This window comes from Chryseobacterium viscerum, from assembly GCF_002899945.2.
GTDB classification, from domain to species: domain Bacteria; phylum Bacteroidota; class Bacteroidia; order Flavobacteriales; family Weeksellaceae; genus Chryseobacterium; species Chryseobacterium viscerum.
Map to the genome: position 1 here is coordinate 160,733 of NZ_PPEG02000011.1, position 11,903 is coordinate 172,635.

An 11,903-nucleotide genomic window follows, 5' to 3' on the forward strand; every position below is an offset into this window, starting at 1 on the left:
TAACTTTGATCGGAAGTCAATGTTATTTTGACTTTTGAGCGTTGATCTAAATTACTATTGATAGGCCTTAGCAGAAAACAAAAATTATGATTAACAAAAATCAACTACAAAACAGTTTGTTAAATTCCGTGCTGATTATTTATATGGAATGATGTTTTCCTGTTCAACTGCACATATATCAAACCACAATTCGACTTCTTATTTAACAGATACTCTGTACCTGGAAATTGAAAAAACAGCTGAAGAAGTTACTGTGAAAAATAATGTTCCGGGAGTTGCAGTAGCGGTAATTCGGGATGGGAAGGTCGCCTGGATTCAATCGATTGGTTACGCTGATCTGGCATGTAAAAAACCTGTAGCTGCGGAAACGATTTTCAACATTGGTTCTGTTTCAAAGCTTGTTTCTTCGTGGGGCTTTATGCAATTGACGGAAAAAGATTTTGTGAAACTTGATGACCCTGTTGAAAAATATCTAACCCGATGGCATTTACCCCAATCAGAATTCGATAGGTCAAAAGTAACATTAAGAAGGATTCTCAGCCATACCGCAGGACTTTCTGTTCACGGTTATGGCGGATCAGATCAGGGAACCGGACTTCTTACCTTGGAAGAATCCCTGAACGGTAAAACCAAGCGAAATGGTGAAACCGTACACTTAAATAGTGAACCTGGAACAAAATGGGATTATTCAGGAGGGGGCTATACACTGGCACAACTACTCTTAGAAGAGGAAACTAAACAGGATTTTGGACTTTATATGAAACAAAATGTTTTTCTGCCGCTTGGAATGACCAATACCAGTTACGAATGGACACCAGAAATGATGTTGAACTCAGCAATACCTTACGACGATCAAGGGAATCCTGCCAAGAATAAAATCTTCACAGAAAAGGCAGCAGCAGGACTTCAAACTACTATTGGTGATCTGGGTCATTTTGCTGAATTATCAATAACAAGAAATTCGAAACAGTTAAACCGAGTTTTGAAACCTGAAACAATAATGCTGATGGAAACACAAGTTCTACCCAAGTCAACTGAAGGCGAGAGTGGTCTAGGATATCGTTTTATGAATTATGAAGGTTTTCGAACCATTGGTCATACCGGCGAGAATGTCGGATGGTGCGCTGCATTCTTTTTGGATCTTCCAACTAAAAACGGAATTGTTATACTGACTAACGGATCCAATAGCGACAGAGTGTGGTATCCAATTTATCAAAATTGGTTAAATACTATAAAAGCGAAAAAGTAAAATTTAAACATAATAAATGTACTTAAAAAAAGATTGAAATGTATGAAGGATCTTGTCTATCAGTCGAAATCTGTCTTGTTTATATTTCTTGTTATATTATAGCAATTCCATAATCTGTACTGGTTAAAGAACATTGTCCTTTAAGTTTAAAGATATTGCTATATATAAAAATATAAACAAATCTGTTTATATGTAATTCAGGAATTTAATTTTTTAAACTTTCCATAAAAGCATCTGTTCTGATGTTGAATTTTTGAGATTTCTGAAATGTCGTTTTGCCTGTTTTAGTCAATTCGAACTGATGTCTTGCTTTTTACTAATGCAAATGTAGGACAGCATCATTCACTCAAAAAAATATTTTTGGGTTTCTGTGAAAATTCTTTCCACAAGCTCCAATAATTTTTTCAGACACTCCTGAATCCTTCGGACAAAAATATTTCTAGCCCCAACCCCTCAAAAAATTTGAAGCGTTGGGGTTTTGTGTGTCTGATACTTTCCTATGATCATCGGCAAAGAAAAAGCCGGAACCTCAGTTATACGAATCAATTAAATAACAGACTCTCTTTGACATCAACGGAAAAACAAATAAAATAAAACAAATAAAAATTATGCTTTTCCAATTGGATATAAGCAAAAAAAGAAAAAAACCGAGTGTCCTCGAAACCAAATCAATCAAATCGAAATTTATCAATCAACAAAAAATAATTATTAACATTTTAAATCAAACATTATGAACATCGTAGGCAGAATTACAAAAAACGCAGAGATCAACACTTTGAAAGGTGACAAAAAAGTAGTGAATTTCTCAGTAGCAATCAATGAAAGCTATAAGAACAAACAAGGTGAACGTGTAGAACAGGCAACCTACTACAATTGCTCCTATTGGATCAGTCCAAAGGTGGCAAACATCCTTACCAAAGGAACATTGGTTGAATTAACAGGAAGAGTGAGTTCCAATGCGTGGATCGGAAAGGACGGAGAAATTAAGTCGGGTCTCAATTTCCATACTTCAAACATCAAATTGCACGGTGGTGGTCAAAAAACAGAAACTGTTGTAACAAATGATCCGAAACAAAAGAAAGCAATTGTTACAGAGGGAGAAAATGATGATGATCTGCCATTTTAATAACAAACCTATAATACCAACAGAATGAAAATATCAAACGTACCAACCGATTATCTTTTAGTAAAGGCTTTCAATGAATGTGAACTATGTGATTTTGCGATCATTCATACAGCCGTTCAATGGCGTGTCAGACAAAAAGAAAGGATGATTGCAGTGACCCCGTTTAAAAATGATGATTCCTTTAAATGGCTCAATTACAAAGATGAATCGGTCGATTTTTTTCGCTACTCCGATGAAAATCAATTCCAGATTCAACAATGGCTTTCAGAAAATAATACACTTTTTATTGAAACTAATACAGAAGAATTGAAAATGCTGAAAGGCATTGATTTTAAAATGTCCAGTTATCAGATGCAGGTTTTCAGTAATGGTAATGCCGTTTACAGTTGCTTTGAAAAGAATTTAGGGGATGAATTCTGGACTTGCGAATTTTCATTGAATGAACTGACTTGATAATCATATAAAACAAAATTATGCAGACCAATTTTTTCAGGCAGATTGCTAAGCTTAATCTCAAAGGGGATCTACAGATTATCCTACGAGAAAGCACAGAAAACAGTTTCGTTCTTTCCGTATTGCTCAATAATGAGCAATGCGGTGACGAAGCAAGAAAGTCAATTCCTCCTCTTAATCTCAGAGGAACAGCAGAAGAATTAGACAATGGTTTTTTTGAAACGGTAACAACACCGTTACAAACTGTTTCGGGACTAATGGTGGATATGGAAGCTTTTATGAAACAACTTGAAGAAGCTAAAAAGAAATCGGTTATGGAAAAAGAAAAAGCCGAGAAAGTGAAAAAGGAGAAGGATGCCAAGGATAAAAAGTATAAAGATGCTTTGCTGAAAGCTGAGGAATTTGAAAAAGAGGAAAAATATAAAGAGGCTTGGTCAGCACTTCCGAAAGCTTCTGAATTTCCGGAATATGCTGAAATCATTCAAAAGAAACAGGACGAGTATGAAAAACATTTTGCCCCAAGCCTTTTTTCAGGAGATCATTCTCAAACTTAACTTTAAAAATGTATATCAATGTTACTGGCAACACAATTAGAGAGAGTCTTTATCATCAATGATAATGGACAGGAAATAAAACTAACCGACCCCGAACCTAAATGGAGTGTCGAAGCTGTAATGAATTTTTACAGCAATGCTTACCCGATTTTAACTACCGCAAAAGTATCAGCACCTAAAATAGTAAAGGATTTCATCCAATATCATTTTGAAAGTGTGATGGGTACAAAAGGGTAGTATTAACAATTAATTTAACAAAATGAATAATGTCAAAAGAAATTATTTCGGGAAAATTAAAACCATCCGAAGACAGAGAACAAAAAAAACTGTTTCAACAGTTAGGAGCATTTTCAGAATGGATGAAGCAGGAAAAGGACAGTTCCGAGATTCGGAAGGACAAACGGCAGTCAGTTCCGCTATCACATCTTCCAATGGTTTTTTGAAAATAAGATTTTTACCAAAAATAATGGATAATGAGAATATAGAGGTTTGTGAAAGTAGTAGGAATGCTAAAACGATTGAAAGGGATTTTTTTAAATCCCTTAATCAGCTAACAAAGCACTACAACATTGATCCGTTACCTGTCGTGAATTTTAAATATCCTTATAATATATCACTTTCCATATGGCATACCGCTAAAATGTTGAGAGAAAACAAACCTCATTTCAATAGCCTTCAATTGGTGCAGGATAATGATGAAACCTACTTGATCAGCGAAGAACGGTACAATACTTCGACCACACTTTTCTATATTCCTGTAATTCCACTTTATCATTTATTGAAAAACAAAAGAAGAAAAAACTCAGCACAATTACTTTTATCAGTTTGTTGCTACCTGTTCAGAAATGCCAACATTCCTTACTACCGACAACAGGGTTCTTATTTATATTGGAATTATGAAATACTTTCCGATTGGCTAAATGATGATGAGGAAATAGATGAAAATCACATTATCCGAAAAGAATTACTGCAAGCTGAAATGATAGGTGATTATATGGAGCAGAAAATTTCGAATAATAAAAATTTAGAAATTTTTATGGAGAGAATAAACACATTCAAGCCAACTGATGATTTTGAAAGAAAATGTTTTCAGATTGCAGAAAGCACCTACGAACTTTACTCTGATTATCCCAATGAAAGCATTTTCAGAAATGCCCATTTTAATAATCTGTCAAAGAAAGAAACTTTTTATGATAGTGAGGATGATGAAGAGAAAGTCATAACAATGGACAAATACATTTCTTTTTTTGCCAATGACTGCGGGTCAATCTATCAAAACCTTATTGATGGTGTCAATAACGAATTTAATGAATATGGCGAACTACAGGAACCCACCATTATTAAAACCTTTAATGGAAAACCACTCGATAATGTCAGCCTTGATTTTGAAGATCGTCTTTTTAAACTAGTGACAGATCTGATAAATATTTTGGGATAAACAAATGAATTAGAAAATGGAAAATATGAATCAATCTAATGATGTGACAGGCAATTTTGGAATCCTTTATCATCCAAAATCAGCACTCATATTTTATCAGGCAGATAATTCTACTTCTGATATTTATGTAGAAAGTTTCGATATGGATAAGAATGGAAATCTTTCCAATGCACATCCATTATCAGTGAGGGAAGCAAATAGACTTTCTAAAATGCTAACGGTAAGAAGTAATGAGGAAAGAAGCTTTTTGAAACCCCAAAAAATATTGTCCTCTAACATTCTTTATATAGATTCCTCTGATAAAGGTAAAGTGGTGTGGTTTACCAAAGCACAGCAAAAAGAACTTTTTTTCGTAGAAAATTTAGAAATTCCAAACGGTAAAGCAAATGTTCCGCCTTTGCTTTGGATTGCCAACAAACAGGGATTGAAGATTTTCGCTTTGGTGTCAGATGAAAGACCCGATGAAAAGACTAATGTTTTTTTTGCGCCATTTTTCAATGTCTATCAAAATGGAAATGTCTGTATGGGCACAGTGGAAACAAGGATAAAAAACTCAGCCTCATTGGAAGAATTTATTGAGAATTGGGAGAACTGCTTTTTTAACTCTTATTTCAGCCATCTGATGCTGAATCATAATCCTGTTAAAGGAAATTGCGTTAATATCTGGAAGAGACTGATTGAATCGAACGAACCTTTTCCCATAAATGTTTTAATTGATACAAATCTTACTTTAAAAAATATCCTGCAATGATAAATATACAAAAGCCAAAAGCTCATTTTATCGATAACCAATTACTTGATCCACCAAATCCTGTGACCGTAAATCTTATTGGTGCTGGTGGTACAGGTTCTCAGGTTCTGATTGCGTTGGCAAGAATGAATCAAGCTTTGACAGAACTCGGTCATCCTGGTCTTTGGGTGAGGTTATGGGATCGTGATGTTGTGACACCTGCTAATTTCGGGAGACAATTGTTTGCAGAAAGTGAATCCGGATTATACAAATCAACCGCCTTGATTAACAGGACTAATAGATTTTTTGGGACTAATTGGAAGGCTGAAACAAGCAATTTTGAAAAAGACATTTTAGGAGGTTTTGATAGAAATAAGCAGTCCATCATCTATATTTCCTGTGTTGATAGTGTACAGTCACGCTTCAACATTTCTGAAATCCTTAACGAATTAAAAGAATTCGGAGGCTATTATAGAAGTAAAGGCAGATACTGGATAGACTTCGGGAACAGTCAGCAGTCGGGACAGGTTTTGCTTTCTACAATTGGTAAAATAAAGCAACCTGATTCAGAAAAATTTGACACTGTAGAAAGTCTGCCGTTCATAACGGATGAATTCGGTGATTTACTGAAAATTTCAGAATCTCAAGATGATACACCAAGCTGCAGTCTTGCGGAAGCTTTGGAAAGACAGGACTTGTACATCAATTCAACTTTAGCTCAAATGGGATCATCTTTGCTGTGGAGTTTATTTCGTAATGGATTTATTGAAAACAAAGGTTTTTTTCTCAATTTAAAAACATTTCAATCCCAACCGATCAAAGTCGACTGACAAAAATCGGGCGGCAAAAATGCAATTTCTTCCTATGGTCGAAATCGCATTTTTGCCAAAGCGGAGCAAGCACATTTCAAAAATCATTGCCTTCTCAATTCCCTATATGTTTTTGAAAAGAGCTTGCGGATTTATTTTTTTATTGGTCTTTTTAATTTCAAAATATTATTAAGAAATTCTTATGAGAGAATGGCTTCGTAGTTTTAAAGAATATAAAAGTATTTATAAACAGAACAATTTCTACATCATCAATCTGAACCTGTTTAAAATCTACCGTATTAATTTGCTAAGGTGTGTAAAATAACTAAAGGTAATCATAAGACCTGTGTAAAATGAGTACAAGTTATAATGATATATAGAATGCTCTTATATTCTAAAGGATGAGCAAAATAGCTACAGGTCGATGGATGCATCTGTGCAATATGTTACAACCATAATATTAACCTGTGTAAAATAGATACAACTACGAGAATTTGTCCGACTGTTTTGTTTTTTATCTTTTAAAGCATCTTTTTTTATGCAATAAATGTTACTAAATAGAAATTTTCAAACCTATGAAATTTGAATACTTTATTTTGCAAGATGTGTCTTTGTACGCACAAACTTTTCAAGTTTTACTACAAAGACGATCTTGCCTTTTTGCAAAAGGGGTGAAAAAACTGCGGAACTTGTTTTTTATTTTTATCAGAATTCTTATTAAGATTCCAGATTCACCCAAATCATTCGTTTTTAATCTTCAATATTTCCAGCTTAATCCAAACTGTTAGTTTTTAGACCAAACCCTTTGGTTGCTATTGTTTTAGAGGGTTTTATGACTCAATTTTGTCCCAGAAATTTTAATCAAAATACAAATGAGAAGATTCATTTATTTAATGTTGATGTTATTCACTATATCAATGGAGGGACAGGTCGGCATCAATACCCAGACTCCAGAAACAACTTTAGAGGTCGTGGGAAAACCAAATGATATCAATCATTATGACGGTATAATTCCCCCAAAGATTACAGGAAACCAACTCGCTTTAAAAACGTATTCCTATGCTAAAAAAGGAGCTATAGTATTTGTGACGTCTCCACCGACTACTCACTCAGTACAAGTTGCATATATTGTAGAATCTGGATTATATTTCTTTGATGGGATGTCATGGAGAGATTTTTCAAAAGAAAAACAACCTGTTGAATATGTAATTTTCTTATCATTTGACCATAACAGTACCGCAGGAATTACATCGACGTCCAATTGGTCGATCCCGGTAAATTATTGGGGAAATACTAATGCTTATCTGACATCTTCTAAAAACTATACAATCGGTACCAAAAACTTCGGAGGTTTAAAAGGATATGTACTATTCAGAAAAGTTAATGGAGTCGTTAATGTGAGGTTTCAGATATACAGGTCAAATGATTCATATCCCATAACCGGTAATGCTTTTATAAATATTCCAGACATATACAGTGACATAGGTTATATTCCAAATCAGGTAGTACTACTTCATACAGAAAATTCAACACAATTTTTTCCTGCATTGCTTGAGAACTACGCTATTCAAATTCCTCAAAGTTCGTTAACAGCCATGTCCACATCGTACTACACTTATGGAGAAGTTCAAGGCTATTCGAATTGGGTAAAACCATATTTACCGTAAAAACATTTTTAAGTGCCATGGAAAAAGAAGTCCGCATTTTCATAAGAATTCAAAAATGTCGTAAAGAAAAATGGAAAAAGCTCTGTCTTACAAAGAAAATTTCTTTAACAACTTTAATCATCGATTCAGTTGAGAGCAGGATTTTTGACGATGAAAGAAAAACAATATTACAGTTCATTGAAAAGCAGGACAACATCTTCAGGAAGATTGAAAACAACGTCAATCAAGTTGCAAAAATAGCAAATGGGCAAAAGTTTATCAGCGAAAAGGAACTCAGTTATTTTTCAATTCAGCTCAATGAAATAGCTAATTTAAAAGTACAACAGAATGAAATTTTCTATAAAATCTATTCGTTGATTGCTGATGATCATTAAAATTTTAGGTTCATCTGGATCTGATTTCCACGGCGTAAAGTACAATGATAAAAAAGTAGAGAATGGGAAAGGAGAATTGATGTTGATGAAAAATTTTCCTTCGTTCATTAATGAGTCTAGCAATCAACAGCAAGTTAGGGATTATTTAAAATCAGTATCAAAAAATGAGAAGGTAAAAAAGCCGCAATTGCACGCTGTTATTTCAACCAAGTTTCAGAATCATAGCAAAGATGAATTGACCAAAGTGGCGGAAAATTTTATGGAAGAGATGGGATATGGAATGCAACCATTTATCGTGGTTTTTCATAAGGATACAGATAATAATCACATACACATTGTTTCTACCAGAGTTGATAAACAGACCGGAAAGAAGATCAATGACAGTTATGAAAGGCTTAAAGCACAAAAAGCATTAAGCATTACAATGGAAAAATTGTATGGTCTGAAACAGGAAGAGGAACTGGAAAAACTGCTGAGCTACAAAATAAGTTCGCTTAATCAGTTGGAAACTCTACTCAATAGAAATGGATATAAGATAGGCAAAAACACAAATGATGAAAATTCTTTTAACATTTTTAAAAATGGGGTAATACAGCAAAAACTTTCAGGAAATCAGATTGTTTTTGATAACAGTAAAAACGATAAAAGGGCAAAACAGATCAAAGCCATAGTAAACAAATACAAAGAATTGTATTCCAATAAGGTTTTTAAAGTTGAAGATAAAAGACATCAAGAATCTATGCTTCCAAAAGAAAAATTACGAGAAAATGATTCAAATATGAAGATTGCCTTTGAAAGCGAGCTCCAAAAAAAGCTGAAAGATGTTTTCGGGATCGATATTGTTTTTCATCAAAAAGACGATAAAAATCCTTTTGGCTACACCGTAATCGACCATAAAACAGAAAAAGTATACAAAGGAAGTGATATTATGAAAATGAACGAGGTGTTTGAATTTACTTCTGATAAGCTTGATAAGAAGACTTTTGAAATCCTGAAGGATTATAATATTCGCAGCCAGGAAACAAAAAAGATCCTGCTTGAATTTTTTAAGAAGAATAATCCGGAAACACAGATCAAGGACTTTATGCTTTTTGAAAATCGAGGGAAGAAAGATTTGGAAACCTACCGAAAAGTCCAGTTTGAAGTAAAGGACTTTATTAGAAATAACAAAAACACAAATGATGAAAAAAATATTTCAATTACCAAAGGAGAGGACGGAAAGATGTATGCGGTTCATACGCGGTTCCATTATATCGGAGCGCTACAATCATTAATCGGAGAAAAGGAATATCAAAGATTTCTGAATCCAATTCAAGCGAATGAAATCCGAGCAGAAAATAATGAAAGTAAAGAAAAAACAGAATTAAGCAAAGCTGTCAACGAAATGTTATTTGAATGGACGAAAAGTTCGGGAACTGCAAAAGACCCAGCTGAAAACGAACTCAAAAAAAGAAGAAAAAAAAGAAGATAGAGTTGATGGTTGGCCGAAGTTCGGCTTCCAATTAAATATAAAAAAACTAAAAATCATCAACTGTCAACCATCAACTAACAACAATACAAATGATCATCACATTTGCCACACAAAAAGGAGGAACCGGAAAAACGACATTAGCCGTCGCTTTTGCCAATTACATTTCCGCAGTATCAGATAGGAAAATCAATGTCTTCGATTTTGATTATCAGAAATCATTCTATCATAAATGGAAAGAAGATGAGCTATTGGACATTCCCAAGCTGTATGATGTTGAAATTATCGGTGAAGAAGATGAACAACCATTTTCAGACTTTGAAACCCTCATTAATCTGAAAGAAAGCGATGAGATCAACCTCTTTGATTTAGCGGGAACGCTCGATGCAAAATATAGTGATCTGTTGATATACAGCGATTTTATCATAACACCTTTTGAATATTCCGATGTTTCTGTAAAATCGACTTTGGTCTTCATCAATATGTTGGGACTACTGGAAAGTGAGGCCGAAAGAATATTTATCCGTTCGAAGTATGATAAAGGCTACAAATATCTGAATCAGGAAGCAATGGACATTGAGCTCGCAAAATATGGGATGCTGCTGCCAAGTCCGGTATTCAAAAGAAACTGCCTACAAACTATTAATACCAGAAGTCTTATAGGCAAGCAAAAATATGCAGTAGAACATACATTCGATGAACTTATAAAATATATCAATGAAACCTCAAAAATCAAAATACGAGTGATTAAAAAAGAAGGAAAAAATCAAAGATTCAATACCAACAAATGACAACGATTGACTGATAAATAAATCAATAAAAAATGATAAAAATTTCACTTACTATTCTGGCTGTTTACTTGATATATTATGCCGGTAATATTTTATACGACCTGTTCCTCAAAAAAGAAATAGCAACCTATAAAGAAGAAACGGAGGAATTTTCCTTGTCCGAAATTTCCGAGCAGTACGAAGATGTTACTAAAACTGTGGGGATTGAAGATGTAGAAAATCTCAACACTCCTAAATCCTTTAATAAAAATCCAATCTATTCTGATATCACTGAATCAAATGAAGAAAGACAGAATCTGGAGTATTTGAGGGAAATATTTGAATCTGAACAGGATCTGGATGAATTTGAAAATCCATTACAAAAGGATTTTACCGAAATTGAAAACCAACCTTATCCTGAAAAAACCGAATCAAGCGAAGCGTATTTTGAACAAAAGGAAAAAATACCAATCGAAAAGGAAAATCAGAAACCTAACGAAGTAATTAGCGAAAACCCAATCACAGTCAACGCAGACCAGGAAACTTCCAGAATAAAAGATTGGAAGGCGATGCTTAATCTTTCTGAGACCCTAGTTCAAATGGTTGCGAACTACGACGGATACAAAGTTTATCAATCCATTATGTAGTTAGCCAACTTAAGCAAAATCTAACGTACTGATTATTAGACTTAACAGCGGATTTCCATCCGTTGTCCGGGACTTCTATGCCCAAAATTTAACACACAATTGATTATTAACCCTTTATAAATTTTTGAATTATGATGAAAAATTTTTTCACAAAAAACACGACAACAAAAAAAGTTCTAACCCTGGCCTTGGCGATTATGGCGATAACTCCCGCATTTGCCCAAGGTGGTGCAACCGCTATTTCCAATGCAGCAAGTGATATCACTGATTATTGGGATCCGGTCAAGCTGATCTTGAAAGCAGTCGGAGGATTGGTCGGTTTCATCGGAGGTCTCCGAGTGTATAATAAATGGACGAATGGTGACCAGGACGTCAACAAAGAGATCCTTGGTTATGGAGGAGCAATGATCTTCTTGATTGTCGTTCCAGAATTTGTAACTGCATTCTTTGCTTAATATGGGATTCTATCTCTACAAGGGGCTGAAAAAGCCTCTTGTTTTCTTCGGACTCAAAGGAAAATACATCTTTTACGCAGTCGGCGTCATCGGAGGCGGAGTCATTTCAGCATTGATACTCTCGAAGTTCGGTCTATTAGGCTCTTTGTTGGGTCTTGCAGTC

14 protein-coding genes are annotated in these 11,903 nt (G+C 34.4%); all 14 read left to right on the top strand.

Translation table 11 applies throughout. The features are described from left to right. Positions 1–148: 148 nt before the first annotated feature. A complete protein-coding gene (locus C1634_RS23180; RefSeq protein ID WP_103233686.1) occupies positions 149–1,249 on the top strand; it encodes a serine hydrolase domain-containing protein in 1,101 nt (366 codons plus the stop codon). A 730-nt stretch (positions 1,250–1,979) separates the two neighbouring features. Continuing rightward, positions 1,980–2,375 (top strand): single-stranded DNA-binding protein, encoded by a 396-nt coding sequence (locus C1634_RS23190; RefSeq protein ID WP_103233687.1) that lies wholly within the window; start codon positions 1,980–1,982, stop codon positions 2,373–2,375. A 24-nt stretch (positions 2,376–2,399) separates the two neighbouring features. After that, positions 2,400–2,828, top strand: coding sequence for a hypothetical protein (locus C1634_RS23195; protein ID WP_103233688.1), 429 nt, complete (start codon positions 2,400–2,402; stop codon positions 2,826–2,828). A 20-nt stretch (positions 2,829–2,848) separates the two neighbouring features. Beyond that, positions 2,849–3,382: a PRTRC system protein E gene (locus C1634_RS23200; protein ID WP_103233689.1), complete on the top strand. Its 534-nt coding sequence runs from the start codon at positions 2,849–2,851 to the stop codon at positions 3,380–3,382. An 18-nt stretch (positions 3,383–3,400) separates the two neighbouring features. Then, positions 3,401–3,619, top strand: coding sequence for a PRTRC system protein C (locus tag C1634_RS23205; protein WP_103233690.1), 219 nt, complete (start codon positions 3,401–3,403; stop codon positions 3,617–3,619). Between the two features lie 22 nt (positions 3,620–3,641). Next, the gene (locus C1634_RS23210) at positions 3,642–4,820 is read left to right on the top strand and encodes a hypothetical protein (RefSeq protein WP_103233691.1); all 1,179 of its coding nucleotides are present in this window, start codon (positions 3,642–3,644) and stop codon (positions 4,818–4,820) included. A 25-nt stretch (positions 4,821–4,845) separates the two neighbouring features. Further along, positions 4,846–5,571 (top strand): PRTRC system protein B, encoded by a 726-nt coding sequence (locus C1634_RS23215; protein WP_103233693.1) that lies wholly within the window; start codon positions 4,846–4,848, stop codon positions 5,569–5,571. Continuing rightward, on the top strand, positions 5,571–6,380 hold the full coding sequence (locus tag C1634_RS23220) for a PRTRC system ThiF family protein (protein WP_103233694.1): 810 nt from the start codon (positions 5,571–5,573) through the stop codon (positions 6,378–6,380). Before C1634_RS23215 ends, C1634_RS23220 begins: the two co-directional genes overlap by 1 nt. Positions 6,381–7,276: 896 nt before the next feature. Beyond that, positions 7,277–8,026, top strand: coding sequence for a hypothetical protein (locus C1634_RS23225; RefSeq protein ID WP_103233692.1), 750 nt, complete (start codon positions 7,277–7,279; stop codon positions 8,024–8,026). A gap of 17 nt (positions 8,027–8,043) precedes the next feature. Continuing rightward, complete coding sequence (locus C1634_RS23230; protein WP_109739208.1) at positions 8,044–8,400, top strand: hypothetical protein; 357 nt, start codon at positions 8,044–8,046, stop codon at positions 8,398–8,400. Then, on the top strand, positions 8,390–9,871 hold the full coding sequence (locus C1634_RS23235; RefSeq protein WP_109739209.1) for a relaxase/mobilization nuclease domain-containing protein: 1,482 nt from the start codon (positions 8,390–8,392) through the stop codon (positions 9,869–9,871). The genes C1634_RS23230 and C1634_RS23235 overlap by 11 nt, the downstream gene beginning before the upstream one ends. A gap of 89 nt (positions 9,872–9,960) precedes the next feature. Further along, positions 9,961–10,659 carry a ParA family protein gene (locus tag C1634_RS23240; protein WP_109739210.1) on the top strand — a complete coding sequence of 233 codons (699 nt, stop codon included), beginning with the start codon at positions 9,961–9,963 and terminating at the stop codon, positions 10,657–10,659. A gap of 32 nt (positions 10,660–10,691) precedes the next feature. Continuing rightward, complete coding sequence (locus C1634_RS23245; RefSeq protein ID WP_103234304.1) at positions 10,692–11,285, top strand: hypothetical protein; 594 nt, start codon at positions 10,692–10,694, stop codon at positions 11,283–11,285. A 134-nt stretch (positions 11,286–11,419) separates the two neighbouring features. Next, a complete protein-coding gene (locus tag C1634_RS23250; protein WP_394337113.1) occupies positions 11,420–11,740 on the top strand; it encodes a DUF4134 domain-containing protein in 321 nt (106 codons plus the stop codon). Positions 11,741–11,903: the final 163 nt, after the last annotated feature.

Bases quoted from the DNA above. Each gene is read 5' to 3' on its own strand.
- C1634_RS23210 (WP_103233691.1), top strand. From the start codon at position 3,642: ATGAATAATGTCAAAAGAAATTATTTCGGGAAAATTAAAACCATCCGA.
- C1634_RS23180 (WP_103233686.1), top strand. From the start codon at position 149: ATGATGTTTTCCTGTTCAACTGCACATATATCAAACCACAATTCGACT.
- C1634_RS23205 (WP_103233690.1), top strand. From the start codon at position 3,401: ATGTTACTGGCAACACAATTAGAGAGAGTCTTTATCATCAATGATAAT.
- C1634_RS23195 (WP_103233688.1), top strand. From the start codon at position 2,400: ATGAAAATATCAAACGTACCAACCGATTATCTTTTAGTAAAGGCTTTC.
- C1634_RS23230 (WP_109739208.1), top strand. From the start codon at position 8,044: ATGGAAAAAGAAGTCCGCATTTTCATAAGAATTCAAAAATGTCGTAAA.
- C1634_RS23190 (WP_103233687.1), top strand. From the start codon at position 1,980: ATGAACATCGTAGGCAGAATTACAAAAAACGCAGAGATCAACACTTTG.
- C1634_RS23245 (WP_103234304.1), top strand. From the start codon at position 10,692: ATGATAAAAATTTCACTTACTATTCTGGCTGTTTACTTGATATATTAT.
- C1634_RS23215 (WP_103233693.1), top strand. From the start codon at position 4,846: ATGAATCAATCTAATGATGTGACAGGCAATTTTGGAATCCTTTATCAT.
- C1634_RS23240 (WP_109739210.1), top strand. From the start codon at position 9,961: ATGATCATCACATTTGCCACACAAAAAGGAGGAACCGGAAAAACGACA.
- C1634_RS23225 (WP_103233692.1), top strand. From the start codon at position 7,277: ATGGAGGGACAGGTCGGCATCAATACCCAGACTCCAGAAACAACTTTA.
- C1634_RS23200 (WP_103233689.1), top strand. From the start codon at position 2,849: ATGCAGACCAATTTTTTCAGGCAGATTGCTAAGCTTAATCTCAAAGGG.
- C1634_RS23235 (WP_109739209.1), top strand. From the start codon at position 8,390: ATGATCATTAAAATTTTAGGTTCATCTGGATCTGATTTCCACGGCGTA.
- C1634_RS23250 (WP_394337113.1), top strand. From the start codon at position 11,420: ATGAAAAATTTTTTCACAAAAAACACGACAACAAAAAAAGTTCTAACC.